Source organism: Hymenobacter sp. B81 (assembly GCF_044628455.1).
In the GTDB taxonomy this organism is placed as follows: domain Bacteria; phylum Bacteroidota; class Bacteroidia; order Cytophagales; family Hymenobacteraceae; genus Solirubrum.
In genome coordinates this window covers 464,686-484,790 of sequence record NZ_JBIYZW010000001.1, presented here as the reverse complement: position 1 = coordinate 484,790, position 20,105 = coordinate 464,686, and the positions used below count along the sequence as shown (strand labels likewise).

General features: G+C 65.5%; 19 protein-coding genes. 12 read left to right on the top strand and 7 right to left on the bottom strand.

From position 1 onward, the window contains the following. Nucleotides 1-33 precede the first annotated feature (33 nt). Nucleotides 34-1,659, bottom strand: coding sequence for a replicative DNA helicase (dnaB, locus tag ACE191_RS02035; protein ID WP_400190511.1), 1,626 nt, complete (start codon nt 1,657-1,659; stop codon nt 34-36). A 224-nt stretch (nt 1,660-1,883) separates the two neighbouring features. Here dnaB and murC point away from each other — a divergent pair, with 224 nt between their 5' ends. Next, nucleotides 1,884-3,278, top strand: a complete 1,395-nt coding sequence (gene murC / locus ACE191_RS02030; protein WP_400190510.1) for a UDP-N-acetylmuramate--L-alanine ligase — start codon at nt 1,884-1,886, stop codon at nt 3,276-3,278. A gap of 343 nt (nt 3,279-3,621) precedes the next feature. Next, a complete protein-coding gene (locus ACE191_RS02025) occupies nt 3,622-4,326 on the top strand; it encodes an alpha/beta fold hydrolase (protein ID WP_400190509.1) in 705 nt (234 codons plus the stop codon). Here the strand turns inward: ACE191_RS02025 and ACE191_RS02020 are convergent. The 3 genes from ACE191_RS02020 to ACE191_RS02010 all read right to left on the bottom strand — a co-directional run bounded on the left by ACE191_RS02020 (nt 4,323) and on the right by ACE191_RS02010 (nt 6,175). Beyond that, nucleotides 4,323-4,595, bottom strand: coding sequence for a hypothetical protein (locus ACE191_RS02020; protein ID WP_400190508.1), 273 nt, complete (start codon nt 4,593-4,595; stop codon nt 4,323-4,325). The two genes, ACE191_RS02025 and ACE191_RS02020, sit on opposite strands and share 4 nt — an antisense overlap. A 185-nt stretch (nt 4,596-4,780) precedes the next feature. Further along, nucleotides 4,781-5,374, bottom strand: a complete 594-nt coding sequence (locus ACE191_RS02015; RefSeq protein WP_400190507.1) for a hypothetical protein — start codon at nt 5,372-5,374, stop codon at nt 4,781-4,783. A 3-nt stretch (nt 5,375-5,377) separates the two neighbouring features. Further along, on the bottom strand, nt 5,378-6,175 hold the full coding sequence (locus ACE191_RS02010) for a M48 family metallopeptidase (RefSeq protein ID WP_400190506.1): 798 nt from the start codon (nt 6,173-6,175) through the stop codon (nt 5,378-5,380). 268 nt (nt 6,176-6,443) lie between these two features. On the opposite strand from ACE191_RS02010, the gene ACE191_RS02005 reads away from it, so the two are divergent. From ACE191_RS02005 to ACE191_RS01995, 3 genes are all read left to right on the top strand, one after another. Then, nucleotides 6,444-7,058, top strand: coding sequence for a fumarylacetoacetate hydrolase family protein (locus ACE191_RS02005; RefSeq protein WP_400190505.1), 615 nt, complete (start codon nt 6,444-6,446; stop codon nt 7,056-7,058). Nucleotides 7,059-7,177: 119 nt separating this feature from the next. Then, on the top strand, nt 7,178-9,175 hold the full coding sequence (locus ACE191_RS02000) for a M23 family metallopeptidase (RefSeq protein ID WP_400190504.1): 1,998 nt from the start codon (nt 7,178-7,180) through the stop codon (nt 9,173-9,175). A 171-nt stretch (nt 9,176-9,346) separates the two neighbouring features. After that, the gene (locus tag ACE191_RS01995) at nt 9,347-11,050 is read left to right on the top strand and encodes a hypothetical protein (protein ID WP_400190503.1); all 1,704 of its coding nucleotides are present in this window, start codon (nt 9,347-9,349) and stop codon (nt 11,048-11,050) included. Between the two features lie 209 nt (nt 11,051-11,259). Here the strand turns inward: ACE191_RS01995 and ACE191_RS01990 are convergent, their stop codons facing one another. Next, nucleotides 11,260-11,763 (bottom strand): phosphoheptose isomerase, encoded by a 504-nt coding sequence (locus tag ACE191_RS01990; RefSeq protein WP_400190502.1) that lies wholly within the window; start codon nt 11,761-11,763, stop codon nt 11,260-11,262. A gap of 197 nt (nt 11,764-11,960) precedes the next feature. On the opposite strand from ACE191_RS01990, the gene ACE191_RS01985 reads away from it, so the two are divergent. From ACE191_RS01985 to ACE191_RS01960, 6 genes are all read left to right on the top strand, one after another. Continuing rightward, the gene (locus ACE191_RS01985) at nt 11,961-12,530 is read left to right on the top strand and encodes a lipocalin family protein (protein WP_400190501.1); all 570 of its coding nucleotides are present in this window, start codon (nt 11,961-11,963) and stop codon (nt 12,528-12,530) included. 348 nt (nt 12,531-12,878) lie between these two features. Next, nucleotides 12,879-13,328 carry a thioredoxin-dependent thiol peroxidase gene (gene bcp, locus ACE191_RS01980; RefSeq protein ID WP_400192291.1) on the top strand — a complete coding sequence of 150 codons (450 nt, stop codon included), beginning with the start codon at nt 12,879-12,881 and terminating at the stop codon, nt 13,326-13,328. 135 nt (nt 13,329-13,463) lie between these two features. Then, the gene (locus tag ACE191_RS01975) at nt 13,464-14,360 is read left to right on the top strand and encodes a transketolase (protein ID WP_400190500.1); all 897 of its coding nucleotides are present in this window, start codon (nt 13,464-13,466) and stop codon (nt 14,358-14,360) included. A 100-nt stretch (nt 14,361-14,460) separates the two neighbouring features. Continuing rightward, nucleotides 14,461-15,867, top strand: coding sequence for a VWA domain-containing protein (locus ACE191_RS01970; RefSeq protein WP_400190499.1), 1,407 nt, complete (start codon nt 14,461-14,463; stop codon nt 15,865-15,867). Between the two features lie 20 nt (nt 15,868-15,887). Next, nucleotides 15,888-16,589, top strand: a complete 702-nt coding sequence (locus ACE191_RS01965) for a phytanoyl-CoA dioxygenase family protein (RefSeq protein WP_400190498.1) — start codon at nt 15,888-15,890, stop codon at nt 16,587-16,589. A 36-nt stretch (nt 16,590-16,625) separates the two neighbouring features. Next, nucleotides 16,626-17,582, top strand: coding sequence for a transketolase family protein (locus tag ACE191_RS01960; RefSeq protein WP_400190497.1), 957 nt, complete (start codon nt 16,626-16,628; stop codon nt 17,580-17,582). A 121-nt stretch (nt 17,583-17,703) separates the two neighbouring features. Here ACE191_RS01960 and ACE191_RS01955 read toward each other — a convergent pair whose 3' ends face one another. Both ACE191_RS01955 and ACE191_RS01950 read right to left on the bottom strand, forming a co-directional pair. Further along, nucleotides 17,704-18,252: a cupin domain-containing protein gene (locus tag ACE191_RS01955; protein ID WP_400190496.1), complete on the bottom strand. Its 549-nt coding sequence runs from the start codon at nt 18,250-18,252 to the stop codon at nt 17,704-17,706. Nucleotides 18,253-18,327: 75 nt separating this feature from the next. Next, nucleotides 18,328-19,158, bottom strand: coding sequence for a helix-turn-helix domain-containing protein (locus ACE191_RS01950; RefSeq protein WP_400190495.1), 831 nt, complete (start codon nt 19,156-19,158; stop codon nt 18,328-18,330). Between the two features lie 112 nt (nt 19,159-19,270). On the opposite strand from ACE191_RS01950, the gene ACE191_RS01945 reads away from it, so the two are divergent. Then, on the top strand, nt 19,271-20,035 hold the full coding sequence (locus ACE191_RS01945; protein ID WP_400190494.1) for a DUF481 domain-containing protein: 765 nt from the start codon (nt 19,271-19,273) through the stop codon (nt 20,033-20,035). The last annotated feature ends 70 nt before the right edge of the window (nt 20,036-20,105 follow it).

Below are 20,105 nucleotides of genomic sequence, written 5' to 3'. Positions count from 1 at the left end.
CTGGCTGCTGCAATTTACCTAGACAATTCCCGCTTAAAACGGCGGGTCTTCGTTGCCGAAGGTGCTCTTGGGGAAGGGCTGCGGCGGGGGCGGCGCATCGTTCATGCGCGAGCCCAGCCGGATGGTATTGGGCGCAAAGCCCGGGTCGGGCTCGTCGAAGTTGCTGGCCGGCAGCTGGCCGGTGTTGTAGTTGGTGCCGCCGTAGCCGCCCTCGTCGAAGCCGCCGGCCCCGTCCAGGTCGCCGAACTTGGTGAAGCGGCCGATGAACTTAAGCTGCACGTTTTCCAGGGAACCGTTGCGGTGCTTGGCAATGATGACTTCGCCCATGCCCTGGGTGGGGTTGCCCATCTCGTCCTCGGTAATCTTGTAGTACTCGGGGCGGTACAGGAAGATTACCATATCGGCGTCCTGCTCGATGGAGCCCGATTCGCGCAGGTCACTCAGCTGCGGGCGCTTGTCGCCGCCGCGGGTTTCCACCGAGCGCGAAAGCTGCGAGAGGGCCAGCACGGGCACGTTCAGCTCCTTGGCAATGCCCTTGAGGGCCCGCGAAATCGAGGCAATTTCCTGTTCGCGGTTGCCCGCCCCCTTGCCCCCGTCCGAGTTGCCGGTCATCAACTGCAGGTAGTCGATGATGATCATCTGGATGTCGTGGTGGGCCTTGAGGCGGCGGCACTTGGTGCGCAGCTCGCGGATGCTGAGCGCGGGCGTGTCGTCGATGAAGATGGGCGCGCTCGAGAGCGAGGCAATCTTGTGGTTGAGCTGGGCCCACTCGTAGTCGGCCAGGTTGCCCTTCTTGATTTTCTCCGAGTCCAGCTCTGCCTCCGCCGAAATCAGGCGGTTGACCAGCTGAATCGAGGACATTTCCAGCGAGAAGATGGCCACCGGCTTCTTGAACTCCACGGCCGCGTTGCGCATGGCCGACACCACGAAGGCCGTTTTACCCATGCCCGGGCGGGCGGCAATAATCACCAGGTCGGAGGGCTGCCAGCCCGAGGTGACGCGGTCGAGGGCGGTGAAGCCCGAGGGCACGCCGGTGAGGCCGTCCTTCTGGTTTTTCTTTTCCTCCAGCTCCTTGATGGCCTTGCCCATCAGGCTACGCATGTCGTCGAAGTTCTTGCGAATGTTCGACTCCGACACCTCAAACAAGGACTGCTCGGTCTGGTCGAGCAGGTTGAACACGTCGGTGGTGTCTTCGAACGCCTCGCGCTGGATGTCGGAGGCAATGCGAATCAGCTCCCGCTTGATGGCGTTTTCGGTGATGATGCGGGCGTGGTACTCCACGTTGGCGGCCGAGTTCACCTTAAAGGTGAGCTGGGCCACGTAGGGCGGGCCGCCGGCGGCTTCCAGCTCGCCCCGCTCGCGCAGCTCCTGGGTAACGGTCAGAATATCAATCGGCTCCGACTTGTCGAACAAGCCCAGGATGGCCTGGAAGATGCGCTGGTGCCGGTCGTCGTAGAAGCTCTGGGGCTTGAGAATGTCGATGACGGTGGTCAGGGCATCCTTTTCGAGCATGAGCGCGCCGAGCACGGCGGCTTCCAGCTCACGGGCCTGCGGAGGGAGCTTGCCGGTCGGGCTCGTCGGGAAAACCGGCTTGGATTTCCAAGCGGTTTGGGCCCGCGCGGCCAACTGTTTTACGCGGCTGTTGCTTTCATCCATCATTGCGTGCGGCAGGTCTCTGATTCCGAAGGTACGGCGAAGGGGCTACAAAACTACGGGCCGGGGGCCGAATAAGTGCCGTTGCCCGCCCACATAGTTTTTGCTACTTTGCCCTACTAGCCCGGCCGCCAGCCGGGTGCGGGCGGCGGGTTTGCCTACCTTTGCCCGGCGGCTTTCCACCTATTTCCCGAGCCGTTTCACTTTAGCATAGCGCCCCGACTGCCCGCATGGCTTACCCCTCCTACCGGCGCGTCCACCTCATTGCGGTGGGCGGCAGCATCATGCACAACCTGGCCCTGGCCCTGCACCGCCAGGGCGTCCACGTCACCGGCTCCGACGACGAAATCTTTGACCCGGCCCGCAGCCGCCTGCAGGCCGCCGGCCTGCTGCCCGCCCGCGAAGGCTGGGACGCGGCAAGCATCACGACCGACCTCGACGCGGTCATCGTGGGCATGCACGCCCGCCCCGACAACCCCGAGCTGCACCGCGCCCAGGAGCTGGGTTTGCGCATCTTCTCCTTTCCCGAATTCATCTACGAGGCCTCCCGCGACAAGCAGCGCATCGTCATCGGCGGCTCGCACGGCAAAACCAGCATCACCTCGCTGATTCTGCACGTGCTGCGCCACCACGGCCGCGACTTCGACTACGCCGTGGGCGCCCAGCTCGAGGGCTTCGATTTGATGGTGAAGCTCACCGACTCGGCCCCCATCATCATCATCGAGGGCGACGAGTACCTCGCGTCGCCGGTGGACCGCCGGCCCAAGTTTCACCTCTACCAGCACCACATCGGCGTCATCTCGGGCATCAGCTGGGACCACATCAACGTGTTTCCGACCGAGGAAAACTACCGCGAGCAGTTCGCCATCTTTGCCCGCATGACGCCCAAGGCCGGCGCCCTCATCTTCGACCGCGACGACGAGCAGGCCCAGCTGGTGAGCGTGCCCTCGAACCCCGACGTGAAGTACCTTCCCTACGGACCGCACGAGCACGTCATCAAAAACGGCGCGACCTCGCTGGTTACCAAGAAAGACGAGCTGGTGCCCATTCAGGTGTTTGGGGAGCACAACCTGCGCAACATCTCGGCCGCCAAGGAGGTGTGCAAGCAGCTCGGCATCAAGGGCAAGGATTTCTACGAGGCCGTGGCCACGTTTAAGGGCGCGGCCCGCCGCCTGGAACTGGTGCAGCAGGGCGCCACGTCGGTGGTGTACAAGGACTTTGCCCACGCGCCCTCCAAGCTCAAAGCCACGGCCCAGGCCCTGAAAAAGCAGTTTCCGCAGCGCCGCCTGGTGGCCTGCCTGGAGCTGCACACCTTCAGCTCGCTCAACCCCGCCTTCCTGCCCCAGTACCAGGGCACCTTCGACGCGCCCGACCTGGCGGTGGTGTACTTCAACCCCCAGGTACTGGCCCACAAGCGCCTGGCCCCGCTCAGCGCCGAGCAGGTGCAGCAGGCCTTCGGCCGCCCCGACCTGCGCGTGTTTACCGACAGCCGCGAGCTGGCCGCCTTCCTGCAGGCGCAAAACTGGCAGCACGCCAACCTGCTGATGATGTCCTCGGGCACCTTCGACGGCCTGAACCTCGCGGAGCTGGCCGCCCGGGTTACCGCCGGCCAGAACGGGCAGTAAGCCCCGGGGCGGCGGCTCCCGCCAGGCCGCTCACCAAGCGCAAGGAAACCAAGCCCCGGCCGCCCGCCGGGGCTTGGTTTTTTCCGGCCTGCGGCAGGCATGGGAAGCGGCAGCCGGCGGCCCCGCTCCCGGTATCGTCCTAAACGCGGCGGCGATGCTCAATCGGGGGCGAACCATGAAAAGAATAGAGGGAGTATAGACGGAGTATAGGTGCAGCATAGAGGGAGATTAGCAGCAGCCTAGGGGCAGAATACAATTGCCTGCTCCGGGCCAGCTGGTCAGCACCTAACAGGCAGTTGGTAGCCGAAGGGGCTGTATCGGGCAGCTTTATACTTTTGGCCCCATGAAACCCGACCTGCTCCTGCTGCACGGCGCCCTGGGGGCCGCCGCCCAACTGCAGTCCCTGGCCCAGCTGCTGGCCGCCGACTTCACCGTCCATTCCCTCGACTTCAGCGGCCACGGTGGCCGGCCGGTGGTGGCGGCCGAGTTTGCCATGCCGCACTTCGCCCGCGAAATCAACCAGTACCTGGGCGAGCGGCAGCTGGCGACGGTGCACGTATTCGGCTACAGCATGGGCGGCTACGCGGCGCTGCTGGCCGCCACCGAGCAGCCCGCCGCGTTCCGCTCCATTACCACCCTGGGCACCAAGTTCGACTGGTCGCCGGAGGCCGCGGCCGCCGAGGGCCGGCTGCTCGACCCTGAGAAGCTGCAGGCCAAGGTGCCGCAGTTTGCCGCCCAGCTCGCAAGCCTGCACGCGCCCACGCCCTGGCCCGAGGTGGTAACGGCCACGGCCGCCATGATGCGGGCCCTAGGCGAGACGCCGGCCCTGCACGAGCTGAACCTCGCGCCGCTAACCGTGCCGGTACAGGTACTGGTGGGCGAGCTGGACAAAACTGCCGGCGTGGAAGACTCGCGCCAGTTTGCCGCCTACCTGCGCCAGGGCACTTTCGAGGTGCTGCCCGCTACGCCCCACCCCCTCGACCGCGTAGACGTGGCCGCGCTGGCGCGGCGGATTCGGGAGTTTGCCGCGGCCAACGCGCTCAATTAACGGTCCGCCCGCCGCCCAGTAGTTTTCTTTAGTGCCCGCCCGAGCAAGTACAGCCCGGTGGCCCAGATTGCGCCGTTGAAGGCGGCAGCCCAGAAAAAATACCGGCCGAAGGGGTCCAGGCTGAGGGGATGGCCGATCAGCCAAGCCGCCACCGGCAGCCAAGCGGGCTTGGGGCCACCCCAGGTGACGCCGAATATTGAAACGGCCACGAGCAGCACGCAGTGAAGCAATCCGCCCAGGGCGGCAATCAGCAGAAGCTTGCGTAGCATGAATTCGGTAATAACTGGCCCGCATAATAAGCAGAAACGGCCCGCTTCGGCTGAAGCGGGCCGTTTCTGCTTATTATGCGCCCTCCTTTTCGTTCGGCTTGGGCAGGGGCGGCGCGGGCCGGCGGCGGTCGGTGGTTACCAAGAGGGCCAGGGCGGTGAGGCCCAGCCGCCACAGCCACTGGCGGCTACTCACTGCGGCGGGCCGGGGCGGCCGGAAAGAAGGTGTTGTGGTTGGCCACGGTCAGGTCGCAGGTGTTGCTGCCACCGTCCTGGCAGGTGGTGCCCACAATCTGATTTTTCTCGAAGTTGAAAAAGCAGAACTGGCAGCCCGTGCCCTCGATGATGTAGCGCTCGGCCGCCGAGTTCAGGTACAGGCTGTTGTCGGTGGAGAGCTGCAAGGGCAGGGCCATGGCCCGGAACATGCCGTTGTTCAGCCCCAGGCCCACCAGAAAATAAGCAGGCTTGTCTTTGGGCGAGCTTTGAATCTTGCGGATCATGGCCTTGTCGACCACGGTGCCGTCGTTGAACTGGCGGATGAAGTTCTCGGCCAGCTTTTCGCGGGGCACGCTGTACTGCACCTTGCCCTCCGCGATTTCGCCCACCAGGAAGCTAGGCGAGTTCATGGTGCCGATGTCGGCCCCTTCGGCGTCCTTGCCGGGGTCACTGACCTCGGGAAAGCCGCGCTTGGTGGTTTCGCAGGCGGCCAGCCCCGCGAGCAGGGCCAGCAGCGCCAGCCGGGGCCGCAGCCGACGGCGCCATCGGTTCAGGAAATTCAGCATCCGCTATCGGGGCTTGTAGAAGGTGCGCGCTTCGGGCAGCAGGCGCTGAATGTCGGCGATGCGCGTCTCGTTGGAGGGGTGAGTCGAGAGAAACTCGGGCGGCGAGGCGCCGTTTTCGCGCCCGGCCATGCGCTGCCAGAACGCCACCGCGCCATTGGGGTCATAGCCGGCAATGGCCATGAAGATCAGCCCCAGGCGGTCGGCCTCGCTTTCCTGGTTGCGCCCGTACTTGAGCATGGTTACGCCCGTGCCCACCCCGAAAGCCTGCAGGGCCAGCTGCTGGGTAGCGGCCGAGTTGGTGGACAGCGCCGCCGACAAGGCCTGCCCGCCCATCTGCTGCACCAGGCCCTGGCTCATGCGCTCGTTGCCGTGCTTGGCCACGGCGTGGGCGATTTCGTGGCCCATGACCACGGCCAGACCGGTTTCGTCCTGGGTGATGGGCAGAATGCCGGTGTACACGGCCGTTTTGCCGCCGGGCATGGCCCAGGCGTTCTGCTGGGCGTCGTCCTCAATCAGGCTGAACTCCCAGGCGTAGCCGGCCAGCTGGTCCTGCTGGTTCTGCTGGCGAAAGTAGGTTTCGACGGCCGCCTGAATGCGCTGGCCCACCCGCTTGACCAGGGCCGTTTGGGTGGCGTTGGTGGAGAGGCGGCTTTTGCTGAGCACTTCCTGGTACTGCTGGGCCGCGAGGGTGTTGATTTCGGCGTCGGACACCAGGCTGAGCTGCCGCCGGCCCGTGATGGGCACCGTGGAGCAGCTGACGGCCGTGAACAAGGCCACGGCGAGCATACATTTCTTGAACATGGGAACTGGCGGCGTTGAGGGTCAGGCGAAAGTACCGGGAAAGGCCGGCGGAGCGGCCGGTTCGGGTCCGGCCCGGGCCATCCGCGGCCTGCCTGCTATACGTCGGCGGCCGGGCAAAATGTTGTCGGGCCGATTAACGCGCTGAGGGCCTTCTGCGTAAGGCGGCCCGGGCCCGCCGCCCTACCGGGCGCACGGGCAAACTCCTATTTTTGCTTGAGTGCCGCCGCCGCACGGGCCGCCGCGCTTCCTTTCTCCGACTTTCCGCGACATGAAAATTCTCTGCATCGGGCGCAACTACGCCGAGCACATTGCCGAGCTCAACAACGAAACACCCGCCGAGCCGGTCATCTTCCTCAAGCCCGACACGGCGCTGCTGCAGCGCAACCAGCCCTTCTTCCACCCCGAGTTCACCCAGGACATTCACCACGAGGTGGAACTGGTGCTGCGCGTGAGCAAGAACGGCCGCCACATCGAGGAGCAGTTTGCCCACAGCTACTTCGACGCCATCGGCCTGGGCCTGGACCTGACCGCGCGCGATTTGCAAAGCCAGCTCAAAAGCAAGGGCCTGCCCTGGGAGCTGGCCAAGGGCTTCGACGGCTCGGCCCCGCTTTCGGAGACGTTTAAGCCGGTGAGCGAGTTTGCCGACCTGAAAAACATCAGCTTCCGCCTCGACGTGAACGGCCAAACCCGCCAGCAGGGCAACTCGGGCCTGATGCTGCACGACTTCGGCAAGATCATCAGCTTCATTTCGCGCTTCATCACCCTGAAAATGGGCGACCTGATCTTTACCGGCACGCCCAGCGGCGTGGGCCCCATCCGCGTGGGCGACCGGCTCGAGGGCTACCTCGAAAACGAGAAGCTGCTCGACCTGAACGTGCGGTAGGGGCGCGTTGCCCGCGCCCGCCGTTGCCCCGCCGTTGCCTGGGGCGGCTTCCTCCCTCAGTATTCATCCCCATGAGCGGGCGCCTTGCCGCGCCCCAGTACTCCGTTGTTGCTTCCGTGTTGTTGAACCGTCTCCTGAAATCCTGGCTGCTGGCCCCGCCCGCCCTGCTGCTGCTCGTTTCGGCCTCGCTGCCGCCCGCCTGCTCGACCGACGAAGCGAAAACTGAAAAGCCCGCAGCCCCGACCAAAACCGCCGCCGCGCCGCCCGATAGCGCCGCCCGGGCTGCCCTGAAGGGCTACTTCCTGTTTCCCATTAAGCCCGGGCAGCCCAACCTGCTGGCCGGCAGCATGGGCGAGCTGCGCCCCAACCACTTCCACGGCGGGCTCGACATCAAAACCGACGGCGGCGTGGACCGGCCCGTGTACGCCTCGGCCGACGGCTACGTCTCGCGCCTGAAGCAGTCGTCGTTTGGCTACGGCAACGTGCTCTACATCACCCACCCCAACGGGCTGGTGACGGTGTACGGCCACCTCAACCACTTCCGCGGGCCCGTGGCCCAGGAGCTGCTGCGCCGCCAGTACGAAAAGCAGACCTACGAGCTGGAGCTGTTCTTTCAGCCGGGGCAGTTCCCGGTGAAGCGCGGCGAGGTGGTGGCCTTGTCGGGCAACACCGGCGGCTCGGCCGGTCCGCACCTGCACTGGGAAGTGCGCGACGCCCAGGACAACCAGCTTAACCCCCTGCAGTGGGGCGGCTTCCCCGAAATTCAGGACCACGTGGCGCCCACCGTGCTCGGGGCCGCCGTGGAGCCGCTCAGCATCGACGCCCGGGTGCAGGGCCGCTTCGAGAAGCGCCTGTTTACCCCCACCGGCGCCCCCGGCAGCGGCTTCGTGGTGGCCGATACCATTGCCGCCTACGGCACGGTGGGCCTGCTGCTGCAGGCCTTCGACCGCTACGACAACGCCTGGAACAAGAACGGCCTGCAGCGGGTGGACGTGCTGGTGAACGGCCGCCTGCTGCACTCCCACCTCATCGACGGGGTGGGCTTCCCGGATGAGTCGCGCCAGATCAACCACCACGTCGACTGGGACTTCCAGCAGCTCTCGGGCAAAACCTTCCAGAAGCTGTGGGTGGACGACGGCAACACCCTGCCCATTTACCGTACCACGGCCGATAAGGGCCGGCTGCGCGTGGAGCCGGGCCAGCTCTACCAGGTGGAAATTCGCCTGGCCGACTCCTACGGCAACACCACGCCCCTGCGCCTGGTGCTGCGCGGCGAGCAGCCCGCCTACTGGCAGACCCGCGCGGCCGCGGTGCGCAAGCCGGCCCTGCGCTACGAGGTGCTGCGCAACATTCTGCGCGTGACCTGCGACGACACCGCCCGCCAAGCGCCCCGGCTGACTTTGCTGCGCGCCGGCCGCCAGCTGCAGCTCAACCCCAGCTACACCGACCTCTCGCGCACCGTGTACCTCTACGACCTGCGCGCCGGCCTGCCCGACTCGCTGCGCCTGCCCGGCCTGGCCCGCGCCGTGCGCTTCGCCCCCCAGGTGATGGTGCCGGCCGGCAGTGAGCAGCTGGTGGCCACCCAGGAGCTGAGCCTGACCTTTGCCGAGCGCAGTTTGTTCGACACCCTGTACCTGCAAACCAGCTACCAAGACGGCCTCTGGACCATTCATAACCCGCGCACCCCGCTGCTGCAGAATGTGCGCGTAACCCTGCGTCCCCCGGTGCCGGTGGCCGACAAGGCCCGCTCGGCCGCCTACCTGGTGCGCGGCAACGCCAAGATCTGGCAGGGCAACAAGTGGGAAGGGGAATACCTGAGCTTTCCCATGCGCATGTTCGGCCAGTTCCGCATCCTCACCGACACCATTCCGCCCTCGGCCCGGCTGATCAGCAAGGGAGCGGGTGGCCTGGTGTTCAAGGTGGGCGACAACCTCTCGGGGCTGGCCAGCTACCGCCTCGAAGTGGGCGGGCAGTGGAAGCGCCTGCGCTTCGAACACAAGAACTCCACCCTCTTCACCGAGCGGCAGGACACCCTGGGCTCGGTCCTGCGCGGCCCCGCCACCCTGCGCATCACCGACCAGGCCGGCAACGAAAAGGTGCTCAGCCTGACGCTGTAGCCCCGGCTGCCGGCTCCGGCTGCCCCCCGCATCCCGCGGCGATGCGCTATTTTGCCGCCGCGCCACCCGGCCGCCTGACCCGTTCAGCCCGGCGCACCGGGCTGCTTCGGCCTGCCCTGTTTTCGCACCAACGGCGCCTTACGCGCCTTAACCTTTACTGACCATACGTTCATGGGAGAAACGCAACATTCCGTGCCCGCCGCCACGCTGCACCTGGGTTCGTACCAGGCCGCCGTCGACGCGAAAATCGCCGACTTCAACGCCAGGAACTTCACCGCCGGCTTCTGGCAGAAGCAGGCCGACCTGTGGGTGCAGGACCCCGCTGCCCAAGCCGAGCTGCGCGCCTACATGGGCTGGCTGCGGGTGGCCGAAACCATGCTCGGGCGCGTGCCCGAAATTCAGGCCTTCGTGCAGGAGGTGCAGGCCGCCGGCTTCACCCACGTCATCGTGATGGGCATGGGCGGCTCCTCCATGGCCCCGATCGTGTTTCAAAAGTCCTTCCCCAGGGCCAAGGGCGGGCTGGAAATGCTGGTGCTCGACACCACCGACCCCGGCACCGTGCAGCAGATTGAGCAAGCCGTACCGCTGGCAACCACCCTGTGCATCGTGGCCAGCAAGTCGGGCACCACGGCCGAGCCGCTGGCCTTCGGCGACTATTTCTACGACCGCATGAAGTCCCTCAAAGGCGACAAAGCCGGCGAGAACTTCGTGGCCATTACCGACCCCGGCTCCAAGTTCATTGCCACCGCCGAAAGCCTGGGCTACCGCCGCACTTTCCTGAACTTCACCGAGGTGGGCGGGCGCTTCTCGGCCCTCTCCTACTTTGGCCTGGTGCCCGCCGCCCTCTACGGCATCGACATCGAGGAGCTGCTGCGCCGCAGCATCGGCATGATGCAGGCCACCGGCGCCGACGGTGGCGTGGCCCACAACCCCGGCCTGGAGCTGGGCGTGGCCCTGGGCGTGCTGGCCCAGCAGGGCCGCGACAAGCTCACGCTGGTGACGCCCGCGGGCCTGAGCGACCTGGGCCTTTGGCTGGAGCAGCTCATTGCCGAAAGCACCGGCAAGCACGGCGTGGGCATCCTGCCCGTGGCCGGCGAGCCGCTGGCCGATATCAGCCTCTACGGCCCCGACCGCGTGTTTGTGTACGTGGGCTACGCGGGTGAAGCCGACGCCGGGAATCAGCAGCAGCTGCAGGTCCTGCAAGCCGCCGGCCACCCGGTTATCCGCATCCTGATGCACGACGCGCTGGATCTGGGCCAGGAGTTTTTCCGCTGGGAAGTGGCCACGGCCGTGGCCAGTGCCGTGCTCGAAATCAACCCCTTCGACCAGCCCGACGTGCAGGCCGCCAAAACCGCCACGGATAAGCTGATGAAAGAGGTAGCCGAGAAGGGAAGCCTGCCCCAGGAGGAAAAAACCCTGGCAGCCGACGGCCTGAGCTACTACGGCGGCCCGGCCGCGGCCGACGCCCAACAGCTGCTCGGCCAGTTCTTCCGGGCCGAGCCCAGCAGCTACGTGTCCATTCAGGCCTACCTCACCGAGACGCCCGAGCTGAACGCGGCCATTGCCGAGCTGCGCGCCGCCCTGCAGCGCCGCCTGCGCGCGGCCACCACCTTCGGCTACGGCCCGCGCTTTCTGCACAGCACCGGCCAGTACCACAAGGGCGGCCCCAACACCGGCCTGTTCCTGCAGCTCACCGCCGACAATGAGCCCGACCTGCCCCTGCCCGGCCGCAGCTACACCTTTGGCACCCTGAAGGACGCCCAGGCGCAGGGCGACTTGGAAGCCCTGCGCAACGCCGACCGCCGCACCCTGCGCGTGCACCTCGGCGCCGACGCCCTGTCCGGCGTACGAAAGCTGACGGCGGTGCTTAGGTAGGTTTTATGGCCTTAAGGCTTAGGCACTAAAGACCAATAGCCAACCGGGAACCGTTGAGTGGCTTGCCAGTTCGAGCCACCAAGCAGAAGCCCCGCCGGAGAGGACTCCGGCGGGGCTTCTTTCTACTAGCGGTTTACGGTCATGGCTGAGCAGCCTAACCCCAGCTTCTACACTCTTGACTCTGATACCTAAGCCCTAAAAACTAAACCTTACCGCCCAAAATCGTCCTGCACGCGCACGATGTCGTCTTCGTCAGAGGGCTGCTGGCCGTCGGTGTGCTGCCAGATTTCGGCCAGGATGCCCCAGTCCGCGAGTCCTACTAAGCGGTGCCGCTCGCCCTGGAGCAGGATGATCTGCTCGCCGACCTGGTAGGTGCGCAGCTCGCCCTCGGCGTCGGTGTGGCTGGTGACCACGCCCACCGGGCCCTGCACCACGCGCCAGATTTCGGCGCGGCGGTGGTGGTACTGCCACGAGAGGCGCTGGCCGGGCGCCACAATCAGGATTTTGGGGCTGAGCTTGCCGGCGATGCGCAGCTCGTCCACGGGCAGCCCGTCGAAGTAGGCATCGGCGAACTGCTGGGCCTGGCCTTCGTCGATGACGAAGAAGCCGCCCCAGGGGCGCGTCTGATCCTGGCGCTCAATGCCGAAGCCCTGGGCGCGGAGCTGCTGCTCGGTGTGCTGGAAAAGCTGCTGTTTGGTAGCGTCGGAAGTCATGGCGGCGGCAAAGGGCTAGGGCTCGTGGGGTTGGCTTAAGTTACCGGACTAAGCCGAAAAAACCGCACGCGGCCCGGGCCGAACCGCGAATTTAAGCGGCCGTCCGCATTTGGGGCGGCTCCGGGCCGCGGGCCGGTCAACACCGCTGGCCGGCTTGCGTACACCGGCCTTGGCTCACCACACCTCCCGATACGCCGATGGCTACTCCTCCCAACACCCGCCACCCGGCCCTGCTGGGCGTGGCCCTGGCCGCCGCAGCCGCCGGCGCGGCCGTTTACGCCTACTCCCGCCGCCGCCCGCCCCTGGCCACCGTGCCCCACGTCGATTTGCACCGTTACGCCGGCCTCTGGTACGAAGTGGCCCGCCTGCCCCAACCCTACGAGCGCGGCTGTACCCACGTCACGGCCGAGTACCGCCCCCTGGCCGACGGTCGCCTCGACGTGCGCAACACCTGCCACAAGCCCAGCATCTACGGCCCCGCCAAGGTGGTCCGCGGCACCGCTCGCGTGGTCGATACCGCCACCAACGCCAAGCTCAAGGTGCAGTTTCAGTGGCCCTTCGAAGGCGACTACTGGGTGCTGGCCCTCGACCCCGCCTACCAGTTTGCCCTGGTGGGCACCCCCGACCGCAAAAGCCTGTGGCTGCTGAGCCGCACGCCGCAGCTGGCCTTGCCCACCCGCCACAACCTCATCAACCTGGCCCGGGAGAAAGGCTTCCCCGTCGAGAAGCTGGTGTATACCCCGCAGCCCCAGAGCGCGCAGCCCTAGCTGCCGGCCCGCCCATTGATTCGGCTACCTCCTTTGCCAAGCCAGCCCGCGCCCCGGGCTGGCTTTTTCGTTGACGCCCCTGGCAGAGGCCGACCCCGGCCTCGCCCGCTCCTGATTGCATTCTGCCGCTATGCCGCCGCTAAGCTGTCTATAACCTGAGTATATGGCGACTATATCCTGTGTATATCGAAAGTGGCGGGTGGGCTTATGCGCCTGGGCGCGGGCCCGGTAGCACTATCCCGCGAATGCGGCTGGCCGACGGCTGAGAGAACGGCGGCCGAATCTGTCCGCGCAAAACGGCCCTCCAACCGCGTCCTTGCCATTCTCTGCGTAACTTGCCGCCCGATGATTACGCTGCAACCGGGCGACGCTGCCCCCGACTTCGAAGCCCTCGACCAGCACGGCCAGCCAGTGCGCCTCGCCGATTTCCGCGGCCAGCGCGTGGCCCTATACTTCTACCCCAAAGACGATACTCCCGGCTGCACGGCCCAGGCCTGCTCGCTGCGCGACGGCGAAGCCCAGCTGAAGGCCGCCGGCGTGCGGGTGCTGGGCGTGAGCACCGACGACGTGGCCTCGCACCAGAAGTTTGCCCAGAAGTACGAGCTGCCCTTCCCCCTGCTGGCCGACCCCGACAAGCAACTCGTGGAGGCCTACGGCGTGTGGCAGGAAAAGAAAAACTACGGCCGCACCTATTGGGGCACGGTGCGCACCACCTTCCTGATCGACGCCGCGGGCCGCGTGGAGCGCATCATCCGCCGCCCCGACACCAAGGCCCACGCCGCCCAGCTGCTGAAATGACCCCGCCGCCGGCGGACCCGCTTCGGGTCCGCCGGTGTTGTTTTTGGTGGCCCCGCGCCGAATCCCGAATTTTACCCCGCCCCGCCGGCCCGGCCCCGGGGCCTCTCCCGCCGCAACTCTCTTCTCCTTCTTTTTATGTCCCATTCTTCCCCCGCCGCCACCGCCCCCGTGGCTGCTCCCCAGGTTCAGTCCATCGACGAGCTCAAGCAGATTGCCGCCCAGGTGCGCCGCGACATCGTGCGCATGGTGCACGCCGTCAACTCGGGCCACCCCGGCGGCTCGCTTGGCTGCACCGACCTGCTGGTGGCGCTGTACTTCAAGGTGATGAAGCACCAGCCCGCTCCGTTCGACATGGACGGCCGCGACCAGGACCTGTTCTTCCTCTCCAACGGGCACATCTCGCCGGTGTTCTACTCGGTGCTGGCCCGCTCGGGCTACTTCCCGGTGAGCGAGCTGGGCACCTTCCGCAAGCTCAACTCGCGCCTGCAGGGTCACCCCGCCACCGAAGAAGGTCTGCCCGGCGTGCGCGTGGCCTCCGGTTCGCTGGGCCAGGGCCTGAGCGTGGCCCTGGGCGCGGCCCAGGCCAAGAAGCTCAACCAGGACGAGCGCACCGTGTTCGTGCTCATGGGCGACGGGGAGCTGGAAGAAGGTCAGATCTGGGAAGCGGCCATGTACGCCGCCCATCACAAAGTCGACAACCTGATCGGCATCGTGGACCGCAACGGCCAGCAGATCGACGGCTCGACCGACCAGATCGGCGGCCTGGGCGACTTGCGCGCCAAGTTCGAGGCCTTCGGCTGGAAGGTAATCGAGGGCGACGGCAACCAGTTTGAAACCCTGCTGCCCGCCCTGGAAGAAGCCCAGGCGCTGACCCGCCAGGGCCAGCCGGTGATGCTGCTAATGGACACCCAGATGGGCTTCGGCGTGGATTACATGATGGGCTCGCACAAGTGGCACGGCGTGGCCCCCAACGACGAGCAGCTCGAAAAAGCCCTGCAGCAGCTCGAAGTAGAGCGCAACTCCGACTACTAAGTCCGGTGGCCGCGCAGATTGCCGGCTCGCGGAGTATGAAGCCTGAGCGATTATCGTTCTATTAGCTCCGCCATTCAGCGTCTGCGCTGCCTCCCGCCTTATGCCCCAGCCTCTCCTCCGCCTTTGCCTGTTGCTCGTGGCCAGCCTGCTGCTGGCCGGGCCGCTGCGTGCCCAGCAGGGCGCGCCTTCCAGTCAGCCCCGCACCACGCGCATTCTGTTCGTGCTCGACGCCTCGGGCTCGATGAACGCGCCCTGGGAGGGCGAGCCGCGCTGGAACGTGGCCAAGCGCCTGCTGGCCAAGATGGCCGACTCGCTCAACGCCTACCCCAACCTGGAGCTGGGTTTGCGCGCCTACGGCCACCAGTACGACAACAAGGACAACAACTGCGAGGACTCGCGCCTGGAAGTGTCATTTGCCCGCAAAAACGCCGCCGCCATCAAGCAGAAGCTGCAGGACCTCACGCCCCAGGGCAACACACCCATCACCTACTCGCTGCTGCAGTCGGCCGCCGACTTTCCGGCCGACAAGACGGCGCGTAACGTGCTCATTCTGATTACCGACGGGGTGGAGTCGTGCAAGGGCGACCCGTGCGCGGCCTCGCTGGCCCTGCAGCGCAAGCGGGTGTTTCTGAAGCCCTTCGTCATCGGCATCGGGGCCGAGAAGGACTTCGGCAAGCAGCTCGAGTGCCTGGGCCAGTACTACAACGCGGCCGACGTGAAAACCTTTCGCACCATCCTCAACGACGTCATTGCCCAGACCCTGGCCAAGACGACGGTGGCGGTGAACCTGACCGATGAGAACGGCCGGCCGGTGGAGTCGAACGTAAATCTGACCTTCATCAACAACGTGACCGAGCAGCCCGAGTACAACTACGTGCACTACCGCGACGCCAAGGGCCAGCCCGACGTGCTCGACGTGGACGCGCTGCAGAGCTACGATTTGATTATCAATACCGTGCCGCCGGTGCGCCAGCAAAACCTGGCCATCAAGGCCGGCAAGGCCAACGTGCTCACCTACAAAACCCCGCAGGGCACGCTCAGCCTGCAAAGTCCGCAGCTCACGCCCAACCCCTACGGCACGGTACAGGCCGTGGTGCGCGCCCAGGGCAGCGGAGCCACGGTGGTATCCCGCGCCTTTGGCAGCAAGCAGAAGCTGCTGGCCGGCAACTACGAGGTGGAGCTGCTCACACTGCCGCGCATCACCCGGCGCATCACCATCAAGCAGGGCCAGGAAACGGTGGTGACCTACGACGCGCCGGGCACGCTCAACATCATCACCGACCTGAAAGGCTACGGCAGCATCTACCGCCTCAACCAGGACGACTCCCAAACCTGGCTCTACAACCTGCCCGAGGGCGGCAGCAGCAAAATCAACCTGCCCATGCAACCGGGCACCTACCGCCTGGTGTTCCGCACCGCCACGGCCACCGGCAGCAAGTTCACCGACGTGCGCCCGTTCACCATCCGCTCGGGGCAAACCACCTCGGTCAGCATTTTCGGGAAATGATAGCCGTAGCGCAAGACTGCTTGCTGGATTACCAACGCGACGGGTTTGCCGTGGTGGAGGACGTGTATGGCCCAGCGGAAATCGAGGCTATCCTGGGCGTTATCGAACAGGCCGGGACCGGTAGCAACTGCCGCCGCTCGGCCAATCTGTTTGCCATCCGCAACCTCCTGGCGGAGTTGCCGCAGCTGCCCCCGCTCATCTGGAACGAGCGGTTTACGGAGCTGCTCAATACGCTGCTACCCACGCCGCACCACTTGGTGAAGGCCATTTACTTCGACAAACCCGCCGGTTCGAACTGGGTGGTAGCCTGGCACCAGGACTTGATGGTGGCCGTGGACCGTCGCGCCGACCTGCCAGGCTTCGGGCCCTGGAACGTGCGGCCCGAAGGCGTAAACGTGCAGCCGCCCCGCGAGTATCTCGAGGGCATCTGCACGTTGCGCATTCACCTGGACAAGTGCGACGAAGGCAATGGTGCGCTGCGCGTAGTGTCCGGCTCGCACCAGTACGGCGCTATTCACGCCTCAGCCATTGCCGAGTTCACGCCGCAGGCTACGGTTTGCCCGGTGCCGGCCGGCGGGGTAATGCTGATGAAGCCGCTGACCCTGCACGCCTCGCACCGCAGCACCGATGCCCGTCCGCGGCGCGTGATTCACCTTGAATTTTCTTCCCAAGCCCTGCCCGCCAGCCTGCGCTGGCGTGAAGACGCCGCTCGGGTGTCGTAGCGGCTTTTCCCTTTGCAACCTCTCTCCTTTCCATCCATGAAAGACTTTCCCTACACCGAATCGAAAGACACCCGCTCGGGCTTCGGCGCCGGCCTGCACGAGCTGGGCAAATCCAATCCCGACGTGGTGGCCCTCTGCGCCGACCTCACCGGCTCGCTCAAGATGGATGCCTTTAAGAAGGACTTCCCCGAGCGGTTTTTCCAGGTGGGCATTGCCGAAGCCAACATGATGGGTTTGGCCGCGGGCATGACCATCGGCGGCAAGATTCCCTTCACTGGCACCTTCGCCAACTTCTCGACCGGCCGCGTCTACGACCAGATCCGCCAGAGCATTGCCTACTCGGGCAAAAACGTGAAGATCTGCGCCTCGCACGCGGGCGTGACGCTGGGCGAAGACGGCGCCACCCACCAGATTCTGGAAGACGTGGGCATGATGAAGATGCTGCCCCACATGTGCGTCATCAACCCCTGCGACTACAACCAGACCAAGGCCGCCACCATTGCCATTGCCGCCTACGAAGGCCCGGTGTATCTGCGCTTTGGCCGCCCGGTAGTGCCCAACTTCACCCCCGCCGACCAGTCGTTTGAAATTGGCAAGGCGGTGGTGCTCAACGAGGGCGCCGACGTGAGCATCTTCGCCACCGGCCACCTGGTGTGGAAGGCCATTCTGGCCGGCAAGCTGCTGGCCCAGAAGGGCATCGACGCCGAAATCATCAACATCCACACCATCAAGCCCCTCGACGACGAGGCCATCCTGCAGTCGGTGCGCAAGACACGCTGCGTGGTAACGGCCGAGGAGCACCAGATGAACGGCGGCCTGGGCGACTCGGTGGCCCAGCTGCTGGCCCGCCACGAGCCGCTGCCCCTGGAAATGGTGGCCGTAAACGACTCCTTCGGCGAATCGGGCACGCCCGAGCAGCTGATGGAAAAGTACGGCCTCTCGGAAACCGCCATCGTGGCGGCTGTTGAGAAAGTGCTGGCCCGCCGCAAGTAATTTCGTCGGCTGCTTGCCACAGCCCGTCGGCCTGAGGCCGACGGGTTTTTTTTGTTGCTTGCCGGGCATTGGGCCTCACTCGGCACTGGCGCACCAACTGCTAACGGTTGATTCAGCCGGCTTACAACTGCAACGGCGGCCCCAGTACCCGCATGCCGTGGGCGAGGTGGATTCGCTGCAATTCTTCCGCCGTGGGCACTTGTTTCAGGTTCTGCATTGTGCGCAGAAAGGCTTCGAACTGGCCGGCGGGCTGCAGCAGGTACAGTTGCCTGCCCGTTTCGGTGAGCTGAATCCAAGTGTGCGGGACGTTGCGCGGCAAGAACACCGTGTCGCCGGCCGCGGCCACGAATTGTTCGCCGCCGACTACGAAGCGGTACTGGCCTTCGACGACGTAGAACACTTCGTCCTGCTCGTAGTGAACGTGCAGGGGCGGGCCCGTTTTTTCGCGGCCCGTGTACTCCAATACGCTCAGCACGCCTCCCGTGTCGGCGGTGGAAACTTTCACGTCCTGGCTGTTTACTTGCCGGAACGTCAGTACTTCGTTGCGGCGACTGCGGCCCGCCTTCACCACGAAGGGCTGCTCAGCTGAGGCGCCCGCCGCACCGAGCGGGGCCAGGGTTATCAGGGGCACGGCCGCTGCCGTGGTCTGCAGAAAGGTTCTTCTTTTCATGGCCAGCAAGGATTGTTTAGCAAATCTGCTGGCCGGCCGGGGCCTTTTGGTGGTAAAAAACAGACTTTCGGGCCCCTACACTTCCCGGTCGCCGAAAGCGCGTTCGGGCGCCTGGGCTTCGATCTGGTAAAAGGCGGCCGGGGTGCAGCCCGTAAACAGCCGGTAGTCCTTGACGAGGTGCTGGTAATCGTGGTAGCCGCAGAGCAGCGCGATGCTGAGCCAGTCTTGCTGGGGTGCCTGGTTTTTCAGCCGAAAGGCCTGGTCGAAGCGGATGATGCGGCTGTACTGCTTGGGCCCGATGCCCATGTGCTGCTTGAATTTTCGGTCGAACTGCCGGTAGCACAGGCAGGATTCCCGGGCCAGCCACTCCAGGGAATACCGGTTGGGATACTGCTGCATCAGGCGGGCTACGCGGGTAATGGGGTGGGACTCGCCGCGGGCCCGGCGCAGCAGTTGCCGCAGATAGGCCTCCATTACCATTACCATATCCTGATACGAAGCGGCGTAGAACAACTGTTCGTTGACCCGCGCTACCTCGCCCCCCAGCACAGCTTTGGCATCGAGGTAATGGTTAGCCAGTTCAGCGGCCGGAATGCCCGTGAGCAGGAACAGCGCGCCGGGCTGAAACACTACCTGCAGCGTGAGAAAATTTTGCCCGATGTGCCGGTTGGTCACCATGGTATGCTGCCCGATCAGCGACACGTTGGTCTGGGGGCATTGGTGTCCCCCGCGGGGATACTCCACCTGCTCGGCGTCTTTGGGGTAGAACTGCAGGCACTCCTCCGCCCGGGGTGGGTACGCTTTGAAGGGAATGGCTTGCCCCGCTTGAAAGGTAAAATCCGCAATGCGGTACTGCTTCACGAAGGGAGCCAGGTCAGGGGCGGGCGCGAGGTTTTCCAGTAGCATAGCGTCAACCGTTTGACTTCGGGAATTTCGGAACCCCACCCGGCCGGGCCCTGACAAAACCCGCCGCCCGGCAAGTCAAGTTACCATTTCTGGCCGGGGCATAACCGCACAAATGCCCGACTTTTGCGCCATGCGCCTTATTCACCCCGCCTTGACCGGCTTGGCGGCCCTCGGTACGCTGCTGCTTGGTTTGCCCGCCCAGGCCCAGCGCCCCGATACCACCATCATCCACTACACCGGGCAGCTGACGGGCGCCCTCTCAGCCGGGGGCGTGTACCGCACGCTGCTGACCACCACGCACGCGCTCAGCTTCAGCCGCGGCCTGCACTTTGGGCTGCCGCTCACGGGCACCTTCACCTTCGGCAAGCAGGACCGGCAGCTGCGGGAGCGGGAAGCCCTCGTCAACGCCACGCCTTATTACTGGAAGGGCCACTTCCGCGCCTACGGCCTGGGCGGCTACGAGCGCAGCAACCTGCGCGGCATTCAGGACCGCGTGCAGGTGGGTGCCGGGCCGGGCTGGTCGTTCTACCGCGATTCGCTGGGCACCCGCGAAGTAGCCCTGAGCAACCTGCTCATCCGCGAAGCCACCTACTACGTCGACGGCAGCCGGCGGATGGTCACGCGCAACTCCCTGCGCCTGAAACTGCTTTACACGCTCCGGCAGTTTACCGTGTCGACCTTCACCTACTACCAGCCTTCCCTGCCCACGGTTTCCGACTTCCGCGTCAGCCAGCTGGCCACCATCACGCTGCGTGTGACCAAGCGCCTGGCCGTGAATGCCACCAGCAACTACACCCACGAAAGCCGGGTGCTGGCCGGCAAAAGCCCCGACAACTACAACCTGACGGTGGGCCTCTCCTACACCAACACCAAGTAGGCTGCATAGGCCGGCTCGGTTTCGAGCAGCTGCACGTTGCCGCGCAAATCCATCCGGAAACCCTAAAACA

Bases quoted from the DNA above. Each gene is read 5' to 3' on its own strand.
- dnaB (WP_400190511.1), bottom strand. From the start codon at position 1,659: ATGATGGATGAAAGCAACAGCCGCGTAAAACAGTTGGCCGCGCGGGCC.
- murC (WP_400190510.1), top strand. From the start codon at position 1,884: ATGGCTTACCCCTCCTACCGGCGCGTCCACCTCATTGCGGTGGGCGGC.
- ACE191_RS02025 (WP_400190509.1), top strand. From the start codon at position 3,622: ATGAAACCCGACCTGCTCCTGCTGCACGGCGCCCTGGGGGCCGCCGCC.
- ACE191_RS02020 (WP_400190508.1), bottom strand. From the start codon at position 4,595: ATGCTACGCAAGCTTCTGCTGATTGCCGCCCTGGGCGGATTGCTTCAC.
- ACE191_RS02015 (WP_400190507.1), bottom strand. From the start codon at position 5,374: ATGCTGAATTTCCTGAACCGATGGCGCCGTCGGCTGCGGCCCCGGCTG.
- ACE191_RS02010 (WP_400190506.1), bottom strand. From the start codon at position 6,175: ATGTTCAAGAAATGTATGCTCGCCGTGGCCTTGTTCACGGCCGTCAGC.
- ACE191_RS02005 (WP_400190505.1), top strand. From the start codon at position 6,444: ATGAAAATTCTCTGCATCGGGCGCAACTACGCCGAGCACATTGCCGAG.
- ACE191_RS01995 (WP_400190503.1), top strand. From the start codon at position 9,347: ATGGGAGAAACGCAACATTCCGTGCCCGCCGCCACGCTGCACCTGGGT.
- ACE191_RS01990 (WP_400190502.1), bottom strand. From the start codon at position 11,763: ATGACTTCCGACGCTACCAAACAGCAGCTTTTCCAGCACACCGAGCAG.
- ACE191_RS01985 (WP_400190501.1), top strand. From the start codon at position 11,961: ATGGCTACTCCTCCCAACACCCGCCACCCGGCCCTGCTGGGCGTGGCC.
- ACE191_RS01975 (WP_400190500.1), top strand. From the start codon at position 13,464: ATGTCCCATTCTTCCCCCGCCGCCACCGCCCCCGTGGCTGCTCCCCAG.
- ACE191_RS01970 (WP_400190499.1), top strand. From the start codon at position 14,461: ATGCCCCAGCCTCTCCTCCGCCTTTGCCTGTTGCTCGTGGCCAGCCTG.
- ACE191_RS01960 (WP_400190497.1), top strand. From the start codon at position 16,626: ATGAAAGACTTTCCCTACACCGAATCGAAAGACACCCGCTCGGGCTTC.
- ACE191_RS01955 (WP_400190496.1), bottom strand. From the start codon at position 18,252: ATGAAAAGAAGAACCTTTCTGCAGACCACGGCAGCGGCCGTGCCCCTG.
- ACE191_RS01950 (WP_400190495.1), bottom strand. From the start codon at position 19,158: ATGCTACTGGAAAACCTCGCGCCCGCCCCTGACCTGGCTCCCTTCGTG.
- ACE191_RS01945 (WP_400190494.1), top strand. From the start codon at position 19,271: ATGCCCGACTTTTGCGCCATGCGCCTTATTCACCCCGCCTTGACCGGC.